The sequence below is a fragment of the Streptomyces oceani genome (assembly GCF_001751245.1).
GTDB classification, from domain to species: Bacteria; Actinomycetota; Actinomycetes; order Streptomycetales; family Streptomycetaceae; genus Streptomyces; species Streptomyces oceani.
This window is the reverse complement of sequence record NZ_LJGU01000093.1, coordinates 151,510-175,919: the sequence shown is the minus strand read 5'-3', so window position 1 is coordinate 175,919 and position 24,410 is coordinate 151,510. Positions and strand designations below refer to the sequence as shown.

The 24,410-nt window shown below is 66.7% G+C and carries 20 protein-coding genes and 3 pseudogenes; 6 read left to right on the top strand and 17 right to left on the bottom strand.

Annotation, left to right across the window (positions count from 1 at the left end):
- Positions 1–33: 33 nt before the first annotated feature.
- The 3 genes from AN216_RS02085 to AN216_RS02075 are packed head-to-tail and all read right to left on the bottom strand — an operon-like array spanning position 34 to position 3,016.
- Positions 34–1,434 (bottom strand): NAD(P)/FAD-dependent oxidoreductase, encoded by a 1,401-nt coding sequence (locus AN216_RS02085; protein WP_079166143.1) that lies wholly within the window; start codon positions 1,432–1,434, stop codon positions 34–36.
- Entirely contained in the window at positions 1,431–2,471 is a 1,041-nt protein-coding gene (locus AN216_RS02080) for a DUF2156 domain-containing protein (protein WP_070194824.1), read from the bottom strand. Before AN216_RS02080 ends, AN216_RS02085 begins: the two co-directional genes overlap by 4 nt.
- On the bottom strand, positions 2,468–3,016 hold the full coding sequence (locus AN216_RS02075; RefSeq protein WP_070194823.1) for a hypothetical protein: 549 nt from the start codon (positions 3,014–3,016) through the stop codon (positions 2,468–2,470). The genes AN216_RS02080 and AN216_RS02075 overlap by 4 nt, the downstream gene beginning before the upstream one ends.
- A 1,066-nt stretch (positions 3,017–4,082) precedes the next feature.
- On the opposite strand from AN216_RS02075, the gene AN216_RS02070 reads away from it, so the two are divergent.
- Both AN216_RS02070 and AN216_RS02065 read left to right on the top strand, forming a co-directional pair.
- Complete coding sequence (locus AN216_RS02070) at positions 4,083–4,817, top strand: ATP-binding cassette domain-containing protein (protein WP_170843002.1); 735 nt, start codon at positions 4,083–4,085, stop codon at positions 4,815–4,817.
- A gap of 86 nt (positions 4,818–4,903) precedes the next feature.
- Positions 4,904–5,674 carry an alpha/beta fold hydrolase gene (locus AN216_RS02065; RefSeq protein WP_212732663.1) on the top strand — a complete coding sequence of 257 codons (771 nt, stop codon included), beginning with the start codon at positions 4,904–4,906 and terminating at the stop codon, positions 5,672–5,674.
- A 37-nt stretch (positions 5,675–5,711) separates the two neighbouring features.
- Here AN216_RS02065 and AN216_RS26335 read toward each other — a convergent pair whose 3' ends face one another.
- The 9 genes from AN216_RS26335 to AN216_RS02025 all read right to left on the bottom strand — a co-directional run bounded on the left by AN216_RS26335 (position 5,712) and on the right by AN216_RS02025 (position 14,245).
- A complete protein-coding gene (locus tag AN216_RS26335; RefSeq protein ID WP_079166141.1) occupies positions 5,712–6,326 on the bottom strand; it encodes a TetR/AcrR family transcriptional regulator in 615 nt (204 codons plus the stop codon).
- Positions 6,327–6,509: 183 nt separating this feature from the next.
- A complete protein-coding gene (locus tag AN216_RS02060; protein ID WP_170843001.1) occupies positions 6,510–6,755 on the bottom strand; it encodes a hypothetical protein in 246 nt (81 codons plus the stop codon).
- A gap of 375 nt (positions 6,756–7,130) precedes the next feature.
- Complete coding sequence (locus tag AN216_RS02055; protein ID WP_079166140.1) at positions 7,131–8,447, bottom strand: beta-ketoacyl-[acyl-carrier-protein] synthase family protein; 1,317 nt, start codon at positions 8,445–8,447, stop codon at positions 7,131–7,133.
- Between the two features lie 19 nt (positions 8,448–8,466).
- Positions 8,467–9,249: an enoyl-ACP reductase FabI gene (gene fabI, locus AN216_RS02050; RefSeq protein WP_070194819.1), complete on the bottom strand. Its 783-nt coding sequence runs from the start codon at positions 9,247–9,249 to the stop codon at positions 8,467–8,469.
- A gap of 31 nt (positions 9,250–9,280) precedes the next feature.
- On the bottom strand, positions 9,281–10,525 hold the full coding sequence (gene fabF / locus AN216_RS02045) for a beta-ketoacyl-ACP synthase II (protein ID WP_070194818.1): 1,245 nt from the start codon (positions 10,523–10,525) through the stop codon (positions 9,281–9,283).
- Positions 10,522–10,776 carry a phosphopantetheine-binding protein gene (locus AN216_RS02040; protein WP_070194817.1) on the bottom strand — a complete coding sequence of 85 codons (255 nt, stop codon included), beginning with the start codon at positions 10,774–10,776 and terminating at the stop codon, positions 10,522–10,524. Before AN216_RS02040 ends, fabF begins: the two co-directional genes overlap by 4 nt.
- Positions 10,777–10,911: 135 nt before the next feature.
- Entirely contained in the window at positions 10,912–11,658 is a 747-nt protein-coding gene (locus AN216_RS02035) for a 3-oxoacyl-ACP reductase family protein (protein WP_244502278.1), read from the bottom strand.
- Between the two features lie 116 nt (positions 11,659–11,774).
- Complete coding sequence (locus AN216_RS02030) at positions 11,775–12,815, bottom strand: ACP S-malonyltransferase (protein ID WP_079166138.1); 1,041 nt, start codon at positions 12,813–12,815, stop codon at positions 11,775–11,777.
- Positions 12,816–12,865: 50 nt separating this feature from the next.
- Positions 12,866–14,245, bottom strand: coding sequence for an NAD(P)-binding domain-containing protein (locus tag AN216_RS02025; RefSeq protein WP_070194814.1), 1,380 nt, complete (start codon positions 14,243–14,245; stop codon positions 12,866–12,868).
- A gap of 201 nt (positions 14,246–14,446) precedes the next feature.
- Here AN216_RS02025 and AN216_RS29895 point away from each other — a divergent pair.
- Positions 14,447–14,726: pseudogene (locus tag AN216_RS29895) on the top strand (tyrosine-type recombinase/integrase); the annotation flags it as partial.
- On the opposite strand, the pseudogene AN216_RS02020 reads toward AN216_RS29895, so the two are convergent.
- Together AN216_RS02020 and AN216_RS02015 are read right to left on the bottom strand one after the other, a co-directional pair.
- Positions 14,704–15,558, bottom strand: a pseudogene (locus tag AN216_RS02020) (FAD binding domain-containing protein); the annotation flags it as partial. The pseudogenes AN216_RS29895 and AN216_RS02020 sit on opposite strands and share 23 nt — an antisense overlap.
- Entirely contained in the window at positions 15,555–16,139 is a 585-nt protein-coding gene (locus tag AN216_RS02015; RefSeq protein ID WP_070194813.1) for a (2Fe-2S)-binding protein, read from the bottom strand. The pseudogene AN216_RS02020 and the gene AN216_RS02015, both read right to left, overlap by 4 nt.
- 282 nt (positions 16,140–16,421) lie before the next feature.
- Here AN216_RS02015 and AN216_RS02010 point away from each other — a divergent pair, with 282 nt between their 5' ends.
- Complete coding sequence (locus tag AN216_RS02010) at positions 16,422–17,000, top strand: TetR/AcrR family transcriptional regulator (protein ID WP_070194812.1); 579 nt, start codon at positions 16,422–16,424, stop codon at positions 16,998–17,000.
- Positions 17,001–17,385: 385 nt separating this feature from the next.
- Here AN216_RS02010 and AN216_RS02005 read toward each other — a convergent pair whose 3' ends face one another.
- Both AN216_RS02005 and AN216_RS02000 read right to left on the bottom strand, forming a co-directional pair.
- On the bottom strand, positions 17,386–17,832 hold the full coding sequence (locus AN216_RS02005; protein WP_244502277.1) for a GNAT family N-acetyltransferase: 447 nt from the start codon (positions 17,830–17,832) through the stop codon (positions 17,386–17,388).
- 188 nt (positions 17,833–18,020) lie between these two features.
- Entirely contained in the window at positions 18,021–19,997 is a 1,977-nt protein-coding gene (locus AN216_RS02000) for a heavy metal translocating P-type ATPase (RefSeq protein WP_070194811.1), read from the bottom strand.
- A gap of 105 nt (positions 19,998–20,102) precedes the next feature.
- Here AN216_RS02000 and AN216_RS01995 point away from each other — a divergent pair, with 105 nt between their 5' ends.
- On the top strand, positions 20,103–20,492 hold the full coding sequence (locus AN216_RS01995) for an ArsR/SmtB family transcription factor (protein ID WP_070194878.1): 390 nt from the start codon (positions 20,103–20,105) through the stop codon (positions 20,490–20,492).
- 596 nt (positions 20,493–21,088) lie between these two features.
- On the opposite strand, the pseudogene AN216_RS01990 reads toward AN216_RS01995, so the two are convergent.
- Positions 21,089–22,229: pseudogene (locus AN216_RS01990) on the bottom strand (IS701 family transposase); the annotation flags it as partial.
- A gap of 999 nt (positions 22,230–23,228) precedes the next feature.
- On the opposite strand from AN216_RS01990, the gene AN216_RS01985 reads away from it, so the two are divergent.
- Positions 23,229–24,368, top strand: coding sequence for an aminotransferase class I/II-fold pyridoxal phosphate-dependent enzyme (locus AN216_RS01985; RefSeq protein ID WP_070194810.1), 1,140 nt, complete (start codon positions 23,229–23,231; stop codon positions 24,366–24,368).
- The last annotated feature ends 42 nt before the right edge of the window (positions 24,369–24,410 follow it).

Genomic DNA, 24,410 nt, shown 5'->3' with positions numbered 1-24,410 from the left:
TAGATGGGGATGCCGGAAATCGGCAGCGAGGGCTCAGTGATCGTTCCGTGTCGGGACCCCACGCAGCCGCTGGACAAGAGCCCCGCCGCGGTCGACGGCGTCCATGGCTGTCACATAGCTCCTGACGAACGCGGGCTGTAGCGGCCCCAACCGTGGAGTGCCAGTCCGCGACCGGAGCCAGGGACGAGTGGTCGGTGTGTGCTCTTCCGTCAGGAGGTCAGCGATCGTGGGACCGCAGCCGACGGACATCGCCAGCCCGTGTCCGGTCCACGCGCCCGCGAACAGCACACCGGGCTGTCGGGGTAGCGGACCCAGCAGCGGAATCCGGTCGAGGGTGGCGCCGGTCAGCCCCGACCAACGGTGGGTGAAGGGCACGTGGTCCAGTGCCGGGAAGCGTCGGGCGAACTCGCGCGCCAGTCGGCTCCAGACCCGCTCGGAGAACTTCCGCGAGGCGTTCACGCCGCACACCGGACCACCGCCGAAGAGCAGGCGGCCCGTCTCGTCGAAGCGGTAGTAGGAGAAGAAGAATCGCTGATCGATGACAGCCTCGTGGCCGCTCCAGCGCAAGGCGGCACGCTCCGCCGCGGAAAGCTGTCGGGTCGCCAGCACATGTGTCCGGACCGGTACGATCCGCCGGCCGTGCGGCAGCCCGGGCGGGGTGTAGCCGTCCGTCGCGACCACCACCTGGCGCGCGTCGACCTGACCGTACGGGCCGACACGAAGTCTGCTGCCGCCGTTGTGGGGTCTGATTCCCGTCACGGGACTCTGTTCGGCGACACGGCCGCCCGCGCGAACCACAGCGTCGGCCAAGCCGAGGGAGAGCGCCAGCGGGTTGAGCTGGACGACGGGTTGGTAGGCGAGCGCACCGAAGTAGCTGGGATGCCCCAGCCTTTCGGAGAGTGGTCGACGGGGCAGGAAGGGGACGTCGATGCCGAGTCCGGCGAAGGCGCGCTCCTCGCGTCGGAGCATTTCCGCCTGAGCCTGTGTGGTGGCGCACAACAAGTGGGTGCTCGGGGACATCGCGCAGTCGATACCCTCGTCCTCGACGAGGCGGACTACCGTACGCACGCACTCCTGGCTGTACTCGTAGACGCCCCGGGCGGTATCGGCCCCGTAGCGCTTGTGGAGTTGTCTGATCCGGCCGCCGACCCCGGGGCCGACGATCCCCGTGCTGCGCCCGCTGGCCCCGGCACCCACACGGTCGGCTTCCAGTACCAGCACCGACCAGTGCGGGCGTTGCCGTAACAGGTGCAGCGCCGCGGACAGACCGGTCAGCCCGGCGCCAACGATCGCGACATCGACCAGGGCATGGCCCGTGTGGGGGTCCCGTGCGGGGGCCTCGGGCCGGCGTCGCTGCCATACGGGAGCATCCGGGACCGGGTACCCCGACCGGATAGAGCGGGCATGAGGGGCTTGACCCTGCCGGGGACTCATATCAGGTTCGCCACTTTCATGAGGCGCCACACGTCGATCAAGCGCAGACGGCCGGGGTACGCCAGGTACTCGGGCGTTGCCGGCTGTGGACGCCACTTTCGTTTGAACGACGCCTGACTGGCGGAGGGGTAGAGGAACTGGCCACGCTCGGCCAGCAGTCGTATCGCGCGAGCCGCGGACTGGTGGGTGCTGGCGAGTTCGTTAGTGGCATCCAGGCCGACGAACGGAGTCAGACCGAGATGCAACCACGGGTCGCCGTGCTGTTTCATGCGTTCGGCGGCAAGGGCGAAGGCCATTTCGATGGCTCCGCGTGCGCCCTCGGGCCGCCGTCGGGTGAGGTCGTACAGCCACCCCGGCTGCGTGCCGAAGACGGGAGAGTAGGAAATGTACGCGACGACGTCCTCGTGAGCGTGCGCGCTCTCCCGGCGTGCGACGAAGGTACGTCGCAGGTGCTGGTACTCTCCGGTGCGCTCGCCGACGAAGAAGCGGATCTCCCGGGTAAGTCGTCCTTTCTGGCGTAACCACGACGCGTCGATATCGTCCAGTTGGCGCCGCAGGGAGGCGACGTCTCCGGGTGCGCCCTCCTGGCCGAACTCCTGCACCGTGATGCCGTCCCTACGGGCCCGCGAGATCATGTTGCGCGTCTTTACGAACGCCTGACCACGCAGCGCGAATTCGGGCAGCGAGATGCTGAAGGAACTGCCGAACTGGTTCGTGTGGAAGTCGTGTTCCGCCTGCAGCTCGGCGTCCGCACGCAGCAACTGCACGCCCAGGACACGTACCCGCTGCTCTTTCGCCCGCTGCAAAAAGGCCGCGAGCAACTCACGGCGGTTTTCCGGCGGGGCCACGGGGCCGCCGAACTGCACCCAGATGCGGCGCGCCGGTCGGTAGGCGATGAATCCGTCCACGCCTGGTTCGGTGAAGTACTCGTTACCCGCATTGAGCGAGAGGAAGCCGGAAGGGTTGGTGCCGTACTGGTGCAACGTTCGCAGCCGAACATCGTGGGCGACGTGGGGAGGCAGTGGGGTCGCGGTCATGCCCGGCTTACCTCCACGGGTTCCGGCTCTGTCCGTAGCGTCGTACGAACGGGTGTGTCCGATGCTCCGGTAGCCCCGGCCTCGGTCGCCCAGCGAGGCGGCTGGGGGCGGTCGAGGAGGGGCTTGGCGGCGTAGTACGCGGGGTGTTCCTGTGGCTCGAAGCGGACACCGAACGGCTTGAGGAAGTTCCCCACGACGGAACGGTCCGCGAACAGGTGCAACGGAAGGGCCAGGAGAGCCCACTCGGCTCCCGCGATCAGGCACCACACGCCGGCTACCGCTGCGGCCGTGAGGAGCGTGTGCATGAGGTTGTAGAGCACGTAGTACCCGCGGTGGATGTAGCCCGTGCTGCTGCGTCTGGCCGCGATGGCGCCGGGGATGTAACCGATGACGTCGATGTATGCGAACAGGATCAGGAACGGCACCCAGCGGATCTCGTGCCAGTGCTGGACGACGAGTACTCCCACGGCCACGAGCGCGGCGAAGTACTCGAGCCGTATGACGCGGTAGGTCGTCGGTGTCTCGAAGAGATTGCGGCTGTCCATGGATGAATGGCCACCCCTCGGCAGTCGTTTACATACTCAAAGTATGTAACATAACAAGCGGAGCCTAACACTCATCGATTTGCTTGCCTAGCCGCCCCGGCAGCTGCCGGGGCGGCGGGCGGGGCCAGGGGCGAAGCCGCCACGTCCCGCCGCAGGTCGGATGGTTGAAGCACCATGGGCTGGAGGCGAGACCGACCGCGCGAGGGTGTGGTCGGTCCCTGACGTCCTACGACCGCTGCTCGCGCTGCCCGTGGCGCTCGGGTCTTCCGATCCGCAGCCCCCGCCGCGGGAGCCGGCCGGTTCCGAGGCCGGTAAGCGGCACCCTGAGGCGGATTCGGGAGCCGTGCTGGCCCGGCGTACTTGCGCTCCGGGGTAGCGGAGCCCTTCCGGGAGGCATGAAGCGTCCACTCCACAGCGCGGCCTCGTGCCGCGCCCCACCCGGAAAATGCGTCCCGAGCTCGGGGCCAGGTATCTCGACGAGCCATGTTCTTGCAGTTCAGGGCCACGTGCCAGTGCACCGCGCCGCTGGCGCGCAGCCCGCCTCGCAGGAGCCGGAGGTCAGTGCTGGGGCACGGTCAGGTTTACCTGTGTCGGATGTGCGGCAAACTAGGCCAGGGATTTCCTGTGCGGCCCGGCGGACGGGCATGACGGAGGAAGAAGGGGGATCGTGTCGCAGCGCCAGGCGGAGCCGTGCTCCCGACCGCATTCGGTTTGGCACGGGACCCCGCGAAGATCGACCGAGAGCGCGCTGGACGCGACGCCGGCGGCCTACTCGTAAATCACTCTGACCAGTGACTTCGCAGGTTCTGTGGATATTTCTCCCGGATTCCCCGGGTGCGAGGAACACTTCTCGCTCACAGGTCTTGTGCCTGCCCTTCGTCCATCGCGCGAGCAGATGTGTGTCCGTTGCTTGGGAGGGACCTTGCGCGGTCGTTTTGCCAGCCCCGGGTTGAGCCGATACATCACGTAGGCAGTTCGTCACTTCAGGAGCAAAGAGATGAGTAGTCCCTACCAGTTGGCGACTTGTCCGTCGGACCGTTCCAAAGAAGGGGGACTTCCTCGTCTGGTGGCTAGCGGACTCACGTTCTTCGAACCAGGCCGCAGTCGATTAGCTGGTGTGTCACTCACCGTGGCCTCCGGCGAGCAGGTGGGGTTAGTGGGTGGCTCCGGGGCGGGAAAGTCCACTCTTCTGGATATTCTCACTGGTCGGCTGAGCCCCACCTTTGGCATATTCAAGATCAACGACACGATCGTGCGCGGCGACGGGCCACCCTGGGGCATGGTGGGTACCGCGGTGCCCGAGCAGACCATGTGCCCCGAGTTGTCCGGGAGAGCCTGGCTCAAGGGCGTGGCGCGGCGAGCCGAGTTGGACGAACCAGCTGCCAGCAGGTGGCTTTCGCGCCTGCTGTGGCGTATGGGGCTCTCGGCGCTCGGAGCCAGCGCGCTGGGTTCCTATCCCCCGTGGGCAAGGAAATTGCTGTCCCTGGCCGCCGCATCCGCGGGGTGCCCGCCGGTCATCGTCCTCGACGAGCCAGCCGCTGGGCTGTGTGGACCACATATCGCGATCCTTCGGCGGCTGGTCAACACTTGGTGCGCGGAGGGGAGCGCGGTTCTCGTCAGCACGGCACGCACGGACGCGGCCGCCCTCGGCTGCCACCGTTTGTATGTGATGGAGTCGGGCACGATCGTCGCGAGTGGCACGAGGAACCAGTTGTATGGCATGGGCGCACTCGTTCCCCATCCTCTGGTGTCGACACTGTGTTGCCAACAGGAACTACACGACCTGAGAGGACCACGTTGACCAGGACGGAGATTCTCGGAGAGGCGAGATACGTTCACTTGCGACAGGGCCCTCTCAAGTATCACGAGCGCGGCCATGGGCGACCGGTGGTCTTCGTCCATGGCCTGTTCGTCAACGGAGACTTGTGGCGGCATGTCGTTCCACCACTCGCACACGCGGGATTTCGGTGCATCACGCCGGATTGGCCGTTCGGTTCACACGAGGACGCGTTGGCGCCCGATGCGGATCTCAGCCCGCCCGGGATCGCCCGCCTCATCACGGATTTGCTGGCGGCACTGGACTTGACGGACGCGGCTGTGGTGGCCAACGACACCGGCGGAGCGTTTGCGCAGATCGCGGCGGTGCAACAACCAGAGCACCTTGGGTCCCTGGTTCTCACACCAAGTGACAGCCTGCACCGGTTCTTTCCTCCGATGTTCCGGTACCTTCAGTGGTTCGGCCACCTACCTGGTTTTCCGTTCCTGATCGCGCAAACGCTCAAAGTAAGACCGATACATCGGCTCCCACTCGTCTTCGGACTGCTGTCGAAGCGTCCGATCCCCGATCAGGTCATGGACTCCTACCTGACTCCCATGCGTCGAAGCCGTGAGGTTCGGCGTGACCTCGGAAAGATCCTCAAGGGAGTGAGCAGTCAACACACACTGGCTGCGGCGGAACGCTTTCCCGAAGTCGATGTTCCGGTTCTGCTGCCCTGGGCCACTGAAGATCGGCTGTTCCCTCTGGAGCTGGCCGAGGAACTCGTCCGGCGTTTTCCTCAGGCGAGCCTGAAGCCGATCGAGGATTCCTACACGTTTGTCTCCGAAGATCACCCCGAGCGTCTCGTCGAGGTGCTCGTGGATTTTCTCACCAAGAGCTAGAGAGGTCTCCTTGGGCAGGTGCTCAGTTCGGCTCTGCTTATTCTGGCCGGGTCGATCTGGGTGCTCGTAGGGATTCTACGAGTTCTCCGATGAGCGCAGATGCCTCTTTTCGCGCCTGCTGCTTATTCGAACTGTTTGACACGGCCAGTGCCATTTCGTGAAGAGCTCCGATAATCGAGTTCATCAGCAATTCGCTTGGCATGTTCCGAACAAATTCGTCGGTGCAGCGCCGCTTAACCATCTCAGTGAAATGATCGGTCACGTGTCTTTGGGCCTGGCGCCACCGCTGCCAACCTAGCGCGATGGGCCCCTCTTTGAGTGCCATCTCGCAGAAGGCTGTCTCGAGACTCGCATCCAGGTATGCGTTGAGCGCGGTCGAGAGCGCTTCCCAGCCGGTAGCCTCCGCCTCGATCTCCCGCTCGACGCGTTGAGTGAAGTGCTGGTCGATTTCGGCGAGTACGGCCTCGAAAACTGCCTGCTTATTTGCGAAATGGTGGTAGATAGCACCTTTTGTCACTCGGGCGTGGTCGGCAATGTCGTCCAAGGATGTCTTGGCGTATCCGTTCTGCGAGAAGAGCTCCCTCCCTGCCTCAACGATGGCATTACGCGTTGCTTCCGCGTACTCGTCTCGGCGACGTTTGGTTTCTCCCATACGGTTCCTCCGTCGTCATGCGCCACGGTTCCTAGTGCAATCCTAGTACTCCAACCGTTGATCGTGATCTTCGTGTTTGATGCGCGGCTCGCCGGTGGCCCAGCGGAGCCGGTGGGCTTCATCGTGGGGGCTGGATGACGAGTGAGGTAACGAGTCGCTGGATCTCGGTGCAGCTGAATGTGATCAGCCCGTCGGGTACGGACACGAGAGGTACCCCTCGGCGTGGACGACGGCGAGGAAGGCGTGGGTGAGCAGAGCCACGGTGAGCCCGGCGAGACCACGAGGTGCAGCGGCGGAGTCGAGCCGGCGGATCAGCGGCTGACGGCCGCCGAGTCGGGGAGCGGGCGGGACGATGACGGCCCAGCCGTAGAAGTGATCCCCTGGCGTTGGCCCCGCGGCTTCCGTCAAATCCGCTCCGGGAATCTTCACAGCTCGGTCATGCTCGCCGAACGTCTCTGCGAGGCGGAGGAGTCGAGCGCAGCGGCACTGCGTGCGACGACAACGCGGCAGATGTGCGTGCCAGACCCCGCGCCCGCGGAGATCCGAACGACACGGCTTAGGTATCAGGAAGTGGCGATCAGGGGCGGCCAGTTCGGGCTTGGTCGTGACGACGCTGCCCTTGCCAGGGCCCGCGCCGCGCCAGATTGCCGGTGGACCAGCCGATTGCGCGCGGATCTCCGATGAGGACTTCTCGGGGGCAGGACGTACCTAACCCGTGATCCCCTGATGGGTCGACCCCGTCGGCCATGCACTGTGACGTGTGTCGCCCAGGCTTTGAGCGACGGGAGGGATGACGCGCCGACGTCAGCGGCCGGCGAAGGGGGACAGCACCAGACACGCGTTGTGCCCGCCGAAGCCGAAGGAGTTGGACATGACCGGTTGGGGGCCGATGGGTTGGGGAGCGTCGACCACCACGTCCAGTGTGAAGTCCTCGTCACCTCGCTCATGGTTGGCGGTCGGTGGCACGACCCCGTTCGTCGCGGACAGCATGGCGATGGCCGCTTCAGCCGCACCAGCGGCACCCATAAGGTGCCCGAAAACGCCCTTGACCGACGTGACGGGTGGCGGCCCCGTCGGGAACACCCCGTGCAGGGCCCGCGCCTCCATCGCGTCGTTGAGGTCCGTTCCGGTTCCGTGCGCGTTCACGTGGCCGATGCATTCCGGGGTGAGTCCCGCGTCCGTGATCGCCGCCCGCATACATGCGGCGGCGCCGCTGCCGTCTGGCCGCGGGGCTGTGAGGTGGTGCGCATCCGAGTTGAGCGCGTAGCCAACGACCTCGCCGTAAATTCGCGCGTCACGTGCCAGAGCCTGATCCAGCCGCTCGAGCACGAGGAATGTGGCGCCTTCCCCCATGACATAGCCGTCACGGTCGGCGTCGAACGGGCGGGAGGCCCCGGCCGGGTCGTCGTTGCGGGTGCTCAGCGCGCCGCTACGACAGAAACTGGCCATGGCGTACACATTCACGCTGTTCTCGGCGCCGCCGGCCAGCACCACATCGCACTGACCGTGCCGGATGAGCCGTGCCGCCTCACCCAGGGCGGTGGTACCCGACGCGCAGGCGCTGCCCACCGCGTAGTTGGGCCCGGTCCAGCCGAGCTCCATGGCGACGAAGGCACCCGTGGCGTTGGGCATGAGCATGGGTACCAGAAGAGCGGAGACGCGGTTGGCACCATTCCTCTCGAAGGCGATCGCCTGGTCGCCCATCGTGGGTGCGCCTCCCGTTCCGGTACCGACGATCACGGCTCGTCGTGCCGATTCGCCAGCTGGAGAGCCGGCGTCCCCGACGGCGTCCATGGCGGCGGCGAAGCCGAGTTGTGAGACCCGGTCCATGCGGCGGGATATCCGGCGGTCGACATAGGCGAGCGGATCGAAGTCCCGTACCTCGCAGGCGATACGCACAGGCAGGTCGCTCGCGTCGAAAAGGGTGATGGGCGCGGTCACGGGCGTGGCGTTGAGCATTGTCTCGTACATCGTCTTGAGGTCACATCCGGCGGGCGTCTTCACTCCCATGCCGGTGATCGCGACGCGCCATCGACCCTCGTGATCGCGGGCGAGACTCTCCGGGTCGCGGGTGGGGCGCTGATCCTCTGTCGGGCTGCCCTGCTGGGTGCTGTGGGACATACGTGTCCTCCGGAGTCGGTCAGGGCGTTCGTTCGTCGAGGGCCATTCCGATGGCGTGCGCCCCGCCGTCGACATGGACGATCTCGCCGGTGGTGGCGGGCAGCCAGTCCGATAGCAAGGTCACGCAGGTCCGTCCCGCCGGTTCGGGATCGGACGGGTCCCAGCCCAGTGGCGCGCGGGCTTTCCAGATCTGTGCGAGGGCGTCGATGTTCGGGACGGCGTTGGCAGCGACAGTGGACAGCGGCCCGGCGGACACCAGGTTGACCCGGATACCTCGTGGGCCCAGGTCTCGCGCTAGATAGCGGGCCGTCGATTCCAGAGCGGACTTCGCCACTCCCATCCAGTTGTAGTCGGGCCACGCTTGTCCCGCGTCGAAGTCGAGAGCGACAAGCGATCCGTGTCCTTCCATGAGGGGCGCGACGGTCTCGGCGAGGGCCTTGAGCGAGTAGGCGGAAACCTCCAGCGCGGCGGCGACGTCCTTCCACCGCGGACGTAGGAAGTCACCTCCCAGACAAGTTTCCGGCGCGTATGCGACGGCGTGCAAGGCGCCGTCAAGGCGCCCCCAGGTCCGCGCCAACTGGTCACCCAGCGCTTCGAGATCCGCAGGGCGGGTGACGTCCAGCTCCAGCACCTGCGGGGTGTGGGGCAGGCGTGCCGCACAACGCTCCGTCAGCCTCCGCGCTCGACCGTAGGATGTGAGGATGACCTCCGCGCCGTGCCGCTGCAACTGCCGCGCCGTCGAGAAGGCGATCGAGGACTCGTTCAGCACTCCTGTGACCAGGAACCTCTTACCAGTCAGCATGCCCGCTCCTCTCGCGCCTTGGCGTGCTGGTTCATAGCGCCGCCGGTAGGAACGCGAGGGAGGCGTTGTGCCCGCCGAAGCCGAAGGAGTTGGAGAGCATGGGCCCCTCCGGGAGCTTACGCACACCATCCGCGACGACGTCCAGGTCGCACTCGGGATCGCGCCTCTCCAGGTTGGCGGTTGGGTGGGCGACGCCCTCCCGCATCGTGAGCAGCGTGGCCACCGCCTCGACGGCTCCGGCGGCCCCGATGAGGTGCCCGATGACGCTCTTCGTGGAGGTGACGGGAAACCGCCTGCTGAAGAGTTCGACGATCGCCTTTGCTTCGGTCACGTCGTTCAACGGCGTTGAGGTGCCGTGGGCGTTGATGTGCACGATGTCGTCCGTGGTCAGACCGGCATCGGTCAGTGCCTGCTGCATGCAGGTACGCGCTCCAGAGCCGTCCGGCGATGGCGCCGTGATGTGGTGCGCGTCCGAGTTGCGCCCGTAGCCCGCCAGCTCACCGTAGATGGTGGCGTCCCTGGACACCGCGTGATCCCAGTTCTCCAGGACCAGAAAGCCCGCGCCTTCGCCCATGACGAAGCCATCCCGGTCCACATCGAAGGGCCTGGAGGCTCGCTCAGGGTCGGACACCCGCGTGGACAGCGCCCCCATTCTGGCGAAGGAGGACATCGTCAGAGGCGAGACGGCCGACTCACAGCCGCCGGCGAGGACCAGGTCGGCCGCGCCTTCCCGGACAAGTCGTGCACCCTCGCCGATTGCTTGAGCACCCGACGCGCACGCGGTGCAGATGCACAGACTGGGGCCCTTCAGCTCGTGCCGAATGCTGAGCAGCCCTGCCGTGGCGTTCGCCATCGTCATGGGAACGTAGTGGGGGCTCACACGCTGGTATCCGCGTGTCGGGACGGCACCGAACTCGTCCTCCTGAGTGCGGGTTCCCCCGTGACCGGTACCCGTCACCACGCCGCGTTGCTCCGGTGGGACAGCGTGGGCTCCCGCGTCAGCCAGAGCGTCCGTGGCCGCGGCGAAGCCGAGCTGAGCGGTCCTGTCCATCCGCTTCGCGCTCTTCGCGTCCATATATGCCCGGGGATCGAAGTCCCTGACCTCGCAGGCGAAGTCCACGGAGAGGGTCCCCGCGTCGAACGCGGTGACCTGCCTGGCCATGGAGCGTCCGCGGCACAGCGTGCCCCAGAAGGTCTCCAGGTCATTGCCCGCCGCCGTCTTGACTCCGAGGCCGGTGACGGCGACCCGCTGTCGCGATCCCCTGATCCGGTTCATGACCGCGCCGCGGCGAGATGCTGCTCGAGGAGGTCCAACGTATCGGAGACCGTAGCCACTTGCTTGAAATCCTGTTCCGGGACGGAGACGCCGATGCGGTCCTCCAACGCCATGGCGAGTTCCGCCAGGTCGAGACTGTCGGCGTCCAAGTCGTCCCGGAGCACGGCATCGTGCGTGACCGTGTCCTCGGACACCCCGAGGATCTCGCTGCAGGCTTCGACCGTGGCTTTGAAGATGTCGTCGCGGTTCATGCCGTGTTCCTTTCGTCGTTGGCGTATCGAGCGTTGGCGATGTGGGTGAGGACCACGACGGGTGACCGGTAGCGGAACCCAGGTCAGGACGTGGCGCCCCGTCACGGGGAACGCACGAGGGAGGGGGTGAGTGGGTCAGGATGCGGGGGTGGTCGCGGATGAGCCGCCCATGGACATGCCGCCGTCGACGGGCAGGGTGGCCCCGGTGATGAACCCGGAGCTGTCAGAGATCAAAAACGCCACCGCCTCAGCCACTTCGTCGGAGGTGCCCATCCGGTTCATCGGTGACATCCGGCTGAGTTCGCGCACTCGCTCCGTAGGTAGTTCGGACAGGATCTCCGTACGGATCGGTCCGGGCACGACCGTGTTGACGGTGATGTTCCGAGAGGCGACCTCGCGTGCCAGGGAGCGGCTCATCCCGAGCAACCCGGCCTTCGCCGAGGCGTAGTTGACCTGCCCGGCAGAGCCCAGCACCCCGGCGACCGACCCCACGTTCACGATCCGACCCCAGCGTCTACGGAGCATGCCGCGCAGTGCCCGGCGGGCACAGAGGAAGGGGCCGTCGAGATTCGTTCGCAGCACCTGGCTCCAGTCCGCCTCGGACAGTTGCAGAGCGAGCCCGTCGCGGATGACCCCTGCGTTGTTGACGAGGATTTCCACGGGGCCGAAGGTGGCCTCAACGGCGGTGAAGATGCCGTCCACGTCCTCTCCGAGGCCGACATCACCCTCTACGGCCACACCGGTGCCGCCGACTCGGTCGATCAAGTCCAGCGTCTCCTGCGCCTCGGCACCACCCGAGCGGTACCCAACAGCCACCAGGTGCCCACGCGCGGCGAGGGCCAGCGCGACGGCCCGTCCGACGCCCCGGGAGGCACCTGTCACCAGAGCGACACGGGGCTTCGTGCCCTCCGGGTTCCGGGCCTGATCGGTTGCATGTCGTCGTCCAGAGTCGGTGTGCTCTGCTCCGGGGCCTCCCGAGGACGGCCGTATGACACTGCTCAGCGTTCTCGCCTCCCAGTCAGCGGCGCTACGGTAGCGGCCAGCTCAGCCGCGACCGCGGTGACGGCTGCCGGGCCGTCGACGTTGTGGGTATCGCACGCCGGGACCGTGCGGCGGGCGATACCGGTCAGCGTCGTCCCGTGGCCGACTTCCACCAGAGACCGCACCCCGAGGTCTTCGAGCAGGAGTTGGGAAGTCCGCCAGCGCACCGGGCTGATGAGGTGCTCCGTTAGCAACTGAGCCCACACGCCGCCGTCCACGACGGGGCGCGCGTCGATGTTGGACACCACCGGACGTGAGGGCTCACCGAGGGAAAGATCGCGCAGATGTGCGGCGAACGGATCCTGGGCGGCCAGCATCAGCGGAGTGTGGAACGCCCCGGGGATGGCGAGCTTGATGACCTTCCGGGCACCCAACTCCCGCGCCCGTTCCTCGACACGACACAATCCGGTGCCGGTTCCGGCTAGGACGATCTGGCCGGGGGCGTTGTCGTTGGCGACCCAACATTCCCCCGGAGCTGCTCCACAGGCCCACACGGCGTGGTCGTGCCCGAGTCCCAGGACCGCCGCCATGCCCGCGTCCTGGCTTCGGCACACTTCGTCGGTGACGTCACCCCGTCGTGCCACCAGACGGATACCGTCGTCGAATGTCAGCACGCCAGCAGCCGTGAGCGCGCTGATCTGGCCAAGCGAGTGTCCTAGGAACACGATGGGTGAGCCGAGTACTGAGCGGAGTGCCTCCCAGGCCATCATCGATGTCAGGAACACCGACACCTGGATGTCTCGGGTGGACTCCGGCACGTCGTTCTCGCTGAGGAGGAAGGGGGCCAAGCTTTGGCCCAGTACGTCCTCAGCGTGCTCCACGAGGCCCCAGCTGGGGTGGTGACGCCATGCCGCGCCCATACCGGGAGCCTGTGATCCTTGCCCGGGGAAAGCTACGGCCGCGTACTGTAACGGGTTTTGGGCAGCGTTCTGGTTGAGGTGGGACGATTCTCGCTCAACGTGCGCGGGGGTGGGGGCCACGATCTGCTTTCCTGCCATCAGTCCCGCCCCTTTCTCCTCGACGTGTCATAAGCGGATGGGTGGCGAGGTCAGTCGACGATGGCGACTTGATCCGGTCGTCGCGCTTCGGACGGCAGAGCGCGGGATACCCCCGCGCGCCGTGCGCCCGCACGGCGCTCTTTCCGCAACTCCTTGAGGTACTTTCGGAAATCAACCTGGATCGTGTGCCGACTCGACTTCACGTAGCGTCGTGCAACGGAGGACTGGTACGCCTCAATCTCCTTTGCCATATCGGTGTGTCCGGGCAACTTCGCTCGCCCTTCGAGGAGATCGGCGACCCATTCGGACTGTGCCTCGGCCATTGGCATGATGGCACCGATCGGTTGCACCAGTCCGATGAAGTACAAACCCGGGTGCTGCGGCGGCACCACGCGGTGGTAGAGAGATATCCAGTTTTCCTCTGCATCGATCAACTGGGAGTTCAGGAAGGGAAAGCTGATGTTGTACCCCGTGGCGTACACGACCACGTCCACTTCCTCGGAACTGCCATCCGCGAAGTGCACCGTGTCATGGTCCAGCCGCTCGATGTTCGGCTTGACGGTGATGTCACCGTGGCCGAGCTTGCTCAGCAGTGTGTCCGATGCGGTGGGGTGGGCGGCGAGAATTCGGTGGTCTGGTGTCGGCATCCCGTAGCGTGCCGGCTTTCCGCGGGCGAGGCGCAACGCGGTTCCGAGGACCCACTGTTGGGCCCGCAGGGGGAGCAGGGTGGAAGCCCAGGAGAGGGTCAAGTGGTCCACGGGTACGCCGAAGACGAACTTCGGCACGATGTGCGCGCCGCGCCGTAGGGCCAGGTACATCCGATCGGCCACCTGGGAGCCTTCGACAGCGATGTCCGAGGCCGAGTTGCCGATGCCCAGGACCACGACCCGTTTGCCAACGAATGGGTCGGGGGTCCGGTAGTCGTGCGAATGGAGCTGGACTCCTTTGAAGGTGTCGGCACCGGGAAACGCGGGGTCGGGCATTCGTGGGTCCCAGTGGTGCCCGTTGGCGACCAACACAGCGTTGTACGATCCAGTGCGCTCGTCGCCGGTGTCCCGATCGCGCGTCGTCACCCGCCAGCAGTCGTCCGGGCCCTTCTCTACCCGGGTAACCTCCGTGCGGAACTGGATGCTGTCACGGAATCCGAAGTGGTCGACGAAGTCGTCGAAGTACTGCGCCGCCTGCGCGTGATTGACGTACGGCGGCAGGTCGTCCGACATGGGGAAGTTCGTGTACTGCATGCTCTGCCGTGATGAGTTGATGTGCAGTGAGCGGTACGCGGACGACATGCCGTTGTCATTCATGTAGCGCCAGTTCCCACCTACCTCTGACCCCGCTTCGAAGCAGTCGAACGGTATCCCCCGGGAATGCAGCACTTGACACGAGGTAATGCCGGATGAGCCAGCTCCGATAATGCAGACGCGCTTCATGAAGGTATCCCGTCCTTCGGTTTCAAGACCCTTGGCGCTGCCGCATGGCCGCCGGCCATGCGTACCGTACGTTGCTTACATACTTGAAGTATGTCAGTGGGTTGATGGTTGGTCAATGGTCTCGTGGATCCCGTTCCTTGGCCCCGGTACGCATAGGCGGGCGAGCGGTGCCAACCACCTCGGCCTGGAGTCACGACGGAAATCACGGTGGAGGAAACTCGCCCCTCGGCGGGAAAGTCCTGGACCGACGGCGGGGAGGCGCACGACCGGCGTGGGCTGAAGCAACGCAGCGCGGGGGAGGTGCGGTTGGTCCCGATCCCACCGCCGCTCGTACGGATGCTGAATGAGCACCTGGAGGAGTTCGGGCACCGCGAAGGACCGGCGGATCTTCGCCAGCGAACGCGGGAACCTGATCGCCTCTTCCCCGTACTACCGGGTCTGGCGCCAGGTCAGAGAACTGGGGCTGCCGCCAGAGCAGGTGTCNCCTCGGCCGCCCTGGCCCGCCACGGCCGGGACGCGACCGCGCCGAGCGCCACCCGTACGTCCCGTACGACACCGTCCTGGACGTCGAGCGCGGCGGCGACCGAGCCGATGGCGAAGGCGTACGAGGCACGCTCGCGCACCTTGCGGTAACGGGAGCGGGCGGCGACCGGGGCGGCCGGCAGCGTGACGCCGGTGATCAACGCGCCGGACGGCAGGGCGGTCTCCCGGTGCGGGGTGTCGGCCACCGGGAGGTAGAACTCCTCCAGCGGCAACTCGCCCAAGCCGTCGGCCGTCTCGTACGAGACGACGGCGTCGAAGGCAGCCAGCGCGACACCCATGTCAGAGGGATGCACGGCCACGCAGTGCTCGGAGGCGCCGAGGATGGCGTGGTTGTGGTGCGCGCCCTCACGGGCGGGGCAACCGCTGCCGGGCACACGCTTGTTGCAGGGGCTGGCGACGTCGGTGAAGTAGCCGCAGCGGGTGCGTTGCAGCAGGTTGCCGCCGACCGTGGCCATGTTGCGCAGCTGACCGGAGGCCCCGGCCAACAGCGCCTGTGTCAGCGCCGGGTAGCGGCGGCGTACGTCGGGGTGGGCGGCGAGGTCGCTGTTGCTCACGGTCGCGCCGATGCGCAGGCCGCCGTCCTCCGTCGACTCCACCTGGTCGAGGGGGAGTTCGCGGACGTCCACGAGCCGGTCCGGGCGCTCCACGCCCGTCTTCATCAGGTCGACGAGATTGGTGCCGCCGCCGAGGAACCGGGCGTTCGGATCGGCGTTGAGCAGCGCGACCGCGCCCGGGACGTCGTTGGCGCGCTGGTAGTCGAACTCCCTCATACCCTTGCCTCCGTGTCCCTCGCCTCGACGCCGCTCGCGTTGGCGGCCTTCGTCTCGGTCCCGGCGGCCTGGGAGACCGCCCGTACGATCGACACGTACGCGCCGCAGCGGCACAGGTTGCCGCTCATCCGTTCCCGTATCTCTTCGTCGGACAGGGGTGGAGGTGCCGCTTCCGGTCGTACGTCCCCGGTGACGGCACTGGGCCAGCCCGCCTCGTGCTCCGCGAGCATGGCCACGGCCGAACAGATCTGCCCGGGCGTGCAGTAGCCGCACTGGTAGCCATCCCGTTCGAGGAACGCCTGCTGGACCGGGTGCAGTTGCTCCCCGTCCGCCACGCCCTCGATCGTGGTGATCTCCCGGCCCTCGGCGGCCACCGCGAGTTGCAGGCAGGAGACCGTACGACGCCCGTCGAGCAGGACCGTGCAGGCGCCGCACTGGCCGTGGTCGCAGCCCTTCTTGGAGCCGGTCATGTCGAGTCGCTCGCGCAACGCGTCGAGCAGGGTGGTGCGGTGGTCGACGGTCAGGGTGTGCGTCTCGCCGTTGATGCGCAGAGTGACGGCGCTGGACGACGATGGGGCCATGGTCAGCCTTCTTTCGGTATCCGGACACGTCGGAACCGGCCCGCGGCACGGCGTGGACCGGGTGCGGTCGAGTGAGGGCGGTCGGGCACGGGCGGAGAATGCCGTGTGTGGCGTGGATGGGCCGGAGGAGTGCAGGATGCGGGCAGGGAACGTCGGTGGGACGGCCACCGGTTGCCGAGGTCGGCCGCGCCCGTCGCCAGGACGGCAAACCTAATCGGACAACTGTCCGCTTAGCAAGGACGAGTTTCGGCCAGCAGCTCGGAGGTCCGGAGGAGGAGACGAGTGCGGGAGAAGAGGGAGACGCCGCTGCGCTCGGACGCCAGACGGAACCGGGAGCGCATCCTCGCGGTGGCCCTGGTCGAACTCACTCGCTCCGCGGACACCCCACTGAGCGTCATCGCGAGGAAGGCGGGAGTCGGACAGGGCACGCTCTACCGCAACTTCCCCAGCCGCGAAGCGCTCGTACTGGAGATCTACCGGCACGAGATGCGGCAGGTCGCCGACAGCGCGGTGCAACTGCTGAACGACAGGGAGCCCGAGCGGGCGCTGCGCGAGTGGATGGACCACCTCGCACGGTTCGCGATGACCAAGGCGGGGCTCGCGGAAGCCATCCGCCAGGCCACCAGCACCTCCGGGAACCTGCGGAAGCCGGCGAACACGCCGGTGACCTCCGCGGCCGAACTCCTCCTCCGGGCCAACGAGGAGGCCGGCACCATCCGCCCCGGAGTGACCTGGGACGACTTCCTGCTGGCGATCTCCGGTCTCTGGCAGATCGACCCGCACAGCGACTGGCAGCCGCGCGTTACCCGGCTGCTGGACCTCATCATGGACGGGCTGCGCGCGGGAGCGCCCGGTCGTTGACGCCGGGGCGCCGCACCTCTCCCCGCCCGATGCTGCGGAAGCGGTGGAACTGGTGGTTCCTCAGCTCGGCACGGGCCTCCATGCCGTACCTCAACGGCGCATCGCCGAAGGTCGCACGCCCTTCGGCGATGACCAGTTCGGCGTGTGACGCCGACGAGGTCCGGGGCGTATCCGTGCCGAGACGACAGGCCTGTCGTACTCGCCTCCGCCGCGACGAACCGGTGAAGACCAAGACTCCGCGGTCAGGCGTGCGGATGTACGCGACCCGTCGCGTGCGCAGCGGAGGTGTCGTGTGGTGCCGGGGCGATCCCGAGCACCGGCAGACAATCGGCGACCCCGAAGAGCTCCGTGTCGTCACGCCGCTGCGCGGCCCACTGCTCGCGGGTCAGCCTCCAGCATCTGATCCGCGCCGGCTCGCCCCGCCGCGTGTCCCAGCTGAACCGTTCGGCACGTATCCCAGAGTCTCGGAGACACGGTTCGACGCGTGGTTGTCGACGAAGGCGTCGCTGCCCGCCTCGCGTGCTCCCAGCCCGTCGAAGGCCAGATGCGGCACTGCCTGCCGCATCTCCTTTCCCAAGCCGTCACCACGAACGTCCGGACTGAGCCAGGAGAAGGTGGTGACTGTTCCGAATGCGGCGAAGTCCGCGCTGATCAGGTCCTGCATGCCCACCGGCTCGCCGTCGATCACCACGACGAAGTAGAGCCGCCACAGGCTGGCACTGACGCGGCCTCGGCCCCTCCACGCCCCCCGCAGCCAACTCCACTCGCGTTCCGGCCCCTCCTCGTACAGGGACGACGGATCGTTGAACGGCCACGGAGGGCCCGTGGCCACCCCCTCGCGCACCCTCGAGACCAGGCATTCCAGGAGGTCATCGGTCGCCCCCCAGCAGGGAAAGGCGGGGCGTGTGCACCCGCACGTTCAACGGAGATACGCGGACGGGGGCGACTCGGGCGTCGGCATGTGCGCAACCCTAGAACCGAGCCGTATACCGGGCGGGGCAGCTGCTTCTCGTCGGCGGCTCACCGACCGCCCTCTGTGCGGGCGCGGCGCCAGGCACCGTCGGCCAGCAGGCGCAGGCCGTTGAGAGCGACGACGATGGTGGAACCCTCGTGGCCGGCGACACCAATCGGCAGTGGCAGGGTTCCGGCCAAGTCCCATACGACCAGGCCAGTGATGAACACCCCGGCGATCACCAGGTTCTGCACCACTAGGCGGCGGGCCCGGCGGGAGAGGCGAACGACGGTGTGGATGGTGGCCAGCTCGTCGCGCACCACCACGGCGTCAGCGGTCTCCAGGGCGAGGTCCGAACCGGCGCGGCCCATGGCGATCCCGGTGTGCGCGGCGGCCAAGGCGGGAGCGTCGTTGACGCCGTCGCCGACCACCAGCACCTTGCGCCCGGCGCGCTCCAGTTCCTTGACGGCGCTCACCTTCTCCTGAGGCAGCAGACCGGCACGTACGTCCGTGATACCGACCTCGGCGGCGAGCCGTTCCGCAGCACGTGCGTTGTCGCCGGTGAGAAGGACCGGGGAGGTGCCGGTCAGCTCACACAGGGCAGCGGTGGAGGAGGCTGCCTCGTTCCTGAGCCGGTCGGCGACGCCGAGTACGCCTACCGGGGTGCCGTCGAGGGTGACCAGCACGGCGGTGTGCCCGTCCTCTTCCAGGCCCACAGTCAGCTCTGCCGCGGGATTGTCCTCGCCGTCTAGTAGCCGCGCGGGACTGCCGACCGCGACCCGAGCGCCATCGACGCTCGCCGTCACCCCGGTGCCGGGTGCGGAATCGAAGTCCAGTGCGACAGGAATGGTCAGGTCACGGGCCCGGGCGGCCTCCACGACAGCACGGGCAAGTGGATGCTCGCTGGGATGCTCGGCTGCGGCCGCAAGTCGCAGCAGTTCCTGCTCGCTCAGCTTGGAGGCGTTCAGTGGCAGGACGGTGGTCAACCGAGGCGTGCCCTCGGTCAGGGTGCCCGTCTTGTCCAGCGCCACCGCGTCCACCTGCCCGAGCCCTTCCATGGTGACGGCGGACTTCACCAACACCCCGTGCCGACCGGCATTGGCCATCGCCGACAGCAGCGGTGGCATGGTGGCCAGCACCACCGCACAGGGGGAGGCCACGATCATGAAGGTCATCGCTCGCAGCAGCGTGGACTGCACATCGGCGCCGAACAGCAGTGGCACGACGAACAGCGCGACCGTTGCCGTCACCATCCCCAGGCTGTAGCGCTGCTCGACCTTCTCGATGAACAACTGCGTCGGGGCCTTGGTCTCGGACGCCTCCTCGACCATGGTCACGATCCGTGCGATGACGGACTCCGACGGATCCCGCTCGACGGCCACTCGCAGCGAGCCGGTGCCGTTCAGGGTGCCGGCGAAGACCTCGTCCTGCTCACCCTTGGCGACGGGCAGTGGTTCACCGGTGATGGTGGCCTGGTCGACGTCACTGGCGCCCTCCAACACCCGGCCGTCGGCGCCGATCCGCTCGCCGGGCCGCACGAGAATCGTGTCACCGACTTGCAGTTGCCCCGTCGCCACCGACTCTTCGGTGTCGTCTTCGTTCAGCCGGGTGGCTGTGGCGGGAGCAAGGTTGAGTAGGCCGCGCACGGAGTCGGCGGTCCGGGCGGTGGCGATCGCTTCCAGGGCGCCGGAAGTGGCGAAGATGACGATCAGCAAGGCCCCGTCCAGTACCTGCCCGATCGCTGCCGCCCCGGCCGCGGCGACCACCATCAGCAGGTCCACATCCAGCGTCTTGTCCTTCAACGCTTGCAGTCCGGACCAGCCTGGCTCCCACCCTCCGGTGACGTAGACGGCAGCGAACAGCGGCGCCCACAGCCATGTCGGAGCGCCGACCAGATACAGCGGCAGCGCGGCGAGGAACAGCACCAGGGCGATCGCGGCCCAGCGGACCTCGGGCAGCGCCAGGATCCGGGTGCGGCGCCGCGGCACCGCACCATCACGGACGGGACCCCCGGCCCAATCCGGGCGGGTCAATGTGGAAGTCATCGGGAGGCGTCCTTCGGCAGGATCGGCGGACACGCGGACCGCGTCACTTTAACAGGAAAGAATGAACATAGATTCATGCATTCGCTCGCGGCGTACCATGCACACATGGGTCATGGAGCAGTACCGCCAGCCGACGGCGTCCCGCGCGCACGCCTGGACGCGGACGCGGCCACCAAAGTCGCCAGCACTCTCCAGGCGCTGGCGACCCCGTCCCGGCTGCTCATCCTCGCCCGTCTACGCGAAGGCCCACTGCCGGCGACCGAACTCGCTGCCGAGGTCGGCATGGAGCAGTCTGCCTGTTCCCACCAACTCCGCCTGCTGCGCAATCTCGGTTTGGTCACCGGGACGCGGAAGGGCCGCACGGTGGTGTACACCCTGTACGACAACCATGTCGCCGAACTCCTCGACCAGGCCCTCTACCACGTCGAGCATCTCCGCCTCGGCCTGAGCGACGCCCCGGCAGTGCAGGCGACGACCCAGGGTCTGCGGCGCTAGACGCAGTTCCCCCACCCGGCACCAGGTCCTCTCTGCGCGGGCCCGTGAGTGTCCCGGAGTGACGTCGCGAACTCGCACTCCGCCGGTGGGTCTTACCTCTGACTCAGCCTCCGGCGAGACATGGAACCAGCCGCCCGTTCGGATCGGTCTGGCCGGCTTGGTGGGCGCCCTGTCGGGTGTCTCGAAGGGTCCTCGCAGGGCAAGAACGAGGTCAGCTTCCGTTGCCTTGCCGGTGTTGGAACGGTGCGCTTCCACAGCTATGTCCGGGTGCTTCGCGGGGGTCCCGGACACCTTCGAAATCGGTCAGGGATTTTCACGGCCGTGGTTGGGGTTCTAGTACTCCAGTTACATTTCGCTATCGTTGCTGGTCAGGGACGTGTTTCTAAGTGTGGCGGGCTGATGTCCCGTCATGTGCGGTGAGTTTGTGACCCCTGGTGCGGCGACGGTAGTGGCATCGTTGGGCGGTGGCTCGGTGACGTCGTCGCCAGCGGGACCAGCTCAATGTGTGATCGAGTCTGCGGTGGGGTGCGGAGTGGGGGCGGTGAGCTGCCGGGAGTCGCCGGATCTCTGCCACGGTGAGGGGTATGAGGGTGTCGGAACCGTTTCTGCTGCCCCTTTTCCTCTTCCAGGGCGGCGATGGCGGACAGGAAGGCGTGGGCGAGCATGGCGAGGGTGATGTGCCGGTACCAGCCGGGGTAGCGGCGCACTTCATATTCGTCCAGGCCGCACTCGTTCTTCGCGGCCTGGGACGCTTCCTCGATCGCCCACCGGCTACCGGCGATGTGCATGAGTTCCTCAGCATTGGTGCCCTCGGGCGCGTAGGCGAGGTAGTAGGTGATCTCCTCTGGCCGGGTCAGGCTGCTGCGGGCCAGTACTCACCGGTGGTGGGTGGGCTGGTCACCGTCGAAGATGTCGATGCCCGGCAGCTTCGCGGCGGCCCAATCGTAGAGGCGTGGCCCCTTGGCGCCGTCCCCGCAGGATAGGCGCTGCCAGGCGTCCTCGGGTGCGTCGGCCATGAGTTGGTTGATGCGCCAAACTCCGTCCAGTGAGGGCATTGATCTGCTGGGACTTCGGCACGGCCAGCACATCGCTGACCCCAGCCTCTTCCAGCATGCGGCGGAAGCGCCATTCCTGACCGTAGGCGGAATCCGCGGTCACCCAAGCGATCGGCAAGGGCGAGGCCAGGGCTCTGGCCACCATCGCCTTGGCCAGGTCGCCCTTGGTGGCGAACTCCCGCTCCGGGGGGACCTTCGCTGCCGAGCAGCGGTCCGCGTCCTGCGTCCAGGACTTCGGCAGATACAACTTCCGGTTCACCAGTGCCCGCCCCTTGCTGGTGGTGTAGGCGGCGAAGAGGCCTACCTGGCAGTTCTCCGTGCGGCCGGCCGTGCCGGAGTACTGCCGCTGCACCCTGGCCGACGTGGTGCCCTTCTTGAGGAAACCCGTGTCATCGATGATCAGTACGCCACCGGTATCGCCGAGCTTCTCGGCTACGTATTCCTGCAGATCATCCCGTATCTCGTCAGGATTCCAGCAGCCCCGGCCGAGTAGGTGCTGCAACCCTGTGGGCGTGCTGTGCCCGGCATGCTCGACCGATTGCCAGCCGTTCTTCCGGCCCACCTGGCCCAGCAGCCCCCGCATGTAGGCGCGCATCCGCCGTCGCAGATCCACTCGACGGAACCGGTGACCGACCCGCACGAGCACTTCTTCCAGTTCCGCCGACCAGACGTCCAGCTGCACATCGTCCCGCACCACCAGGACAACGACCCCGCCGCACCAGAGGTCACTAACTCACCACACATGACGACCCATCAGCCCGCTAAACTCAGAAACACGTCCCTGACCAGCAACGATGAGCGAACTGCAACTGGAGCACTAAGGACTTTCACCAAAGCGCACGCGGCCTGGAAGCGCACGACCCGCCAGTACCCGCGCTTCTTCGCGCATTGGGGATGGGTCCCAAAGTTCCGACGGCGAGGTTGAGAAGAGCCCGGTGACGGGAGACTGTCACGCCGGGATCTGTGGGAGCCCGGAGGTGAGACCCCTCCGGGCCACCCGACCTTCACGTCCGGACACCGCCCTCCGCCTCAACTAGCCGCCCACCGCATCAGGTTGGAATCGGCTGAATGGTGTGCCCGGATCAGGCACCAGGAGATGCGAAGGCCTGAAATGCGGGGAATAGCCCTCGGCTTCGGCCCGTCGCGCGCACCCTGCGTCGCTATTTGATCTCCGAGCGTAGTGCTGTGCGGAAGTGTCGTGCATCGCCGGGCTTGTTGTGGTTAATATTCCTGTCAACGAAGCTGCATGCTTGCGCAGGTAGCGAGATGGAGTGCTGGGTGCAGGCGTCGATGAACGGGGGAGCGTGTGTCTACCAAGGCTGATGTGGTGATGCCGGCGGCTCGGGTAATTGGTGCCCGCTGGCGCGACGGGCGGATTGGCCCATGGCAAGCCGCAGATTCCAAGTGTGGGCGTGAAAACCCTTCCTAACGACTCCTCGACCGACTCTGGCGTCCACAGTCCAGGCGGCCCCGGGGTGCCGATGCACGCCATCGGTCATGCTCTGCCGACTGCCCGGCTCGACAACCAGACACTTCTCCGGTTCTCAGGCGTCTCCTTCGAATTCCCGTCATGGTGCGTCAGGCGAGTCAGGTAGAGAGATCTCGCACTCGCCCTTCTCTAGCGGAATGAGACGTGTTTCTGAGGCCCACACACGATACTGCGTCAGAAAAGGAACCTGGTATGCACACGGCGGCGAGCCCACACGGACTGAGTAATCTCACTCGATACGAGATCCTCGCTCTCGACGGTGAGATCAACGTCAGCGACGGACACCCCCGAAACAGTCTGACCGCCGGACAGTCCGCGATCGTCGACCGCATGCCCAGTCTCTTCCGGGCAGCGGGAAAGGAAGCCTTCGCAGACCTCGAAGCCCGGGCCCAGCGCGCCTTCCTGAGCTCCGTCGGGCAGCACAAGGCCCCTGTGGAGGAAGGGCGTGTGTTGTCCTGCTACGCCTCCTCCGTGGCCATGGACGTTGTGGCGCGATCGCTGGCACAGCGCGGAAACCGTATCGGCCTCATCCACCCCACTTTCGACAACATCCCCGACCTGCTGCGCGGTTGGGGTCACCAGTTGGTGCCCCTGGAAGAGGACGCCCTGGCCGACGGCGCAGTACCCCACATTGATGACCTCGACGCTCTCTTCCTCACGGTGCCGAACAACCCGACCGGCGTGACCATCAGTCACGAGGCACTTCGTAGCATCGCGGAAGCGTGCGTCCAGCAGGGGAAGATACTCGTGCTCGACACCTGCTTCCGGGGCTACATCAGCGGTGAGCGTCAGGACACGTACGAACTCTTGGACGCAGTCGGCGTCGAGTGGGTGATGATCGAGGACACCGGGAAACTGTGGCCGCTGTCCGAACTGAAGCTGGGCTTTATCTCCTACAGCGCCAACTGCTCCCTCGACCTGCACGAACACCTCTCCGACGTGCTGCTGAGCGTGAGCCCTTTTGTGCTCAGCCTGGTTGCCGAGTTCGCACACGACGCCACGCACGGCGGATATCAGCAACTGCACAGGCTCGTCAAGCACAACCGCGAGATCCTGTACGAGTCACTGTCCTCCACGAGAGCCGCACTGCCGGATGGGCCCTCAGACGTCGGCGTCACCCTTGTAGGTCTGCCGAACCACCTTTCCTCCCGGGGGGTATGGCGCGAGCTCCAGGCAGGCGGACTTCATGTCCTGCCCTGCGAGGACTTCTTCTGGGCCGACGGCAGGCGCGGCGAGCGCTTCATCCGTGTCGCTCTGGTCCGCGACACGGACGTGATCGAAAAGGCCTCGGCTTACCTCCGGGACTACTTCACCAGTACCGGTTGCCGGTAGCGGCACGCCCCGTACCGCCCTGCCCCGGCCCTCCTTAGAACC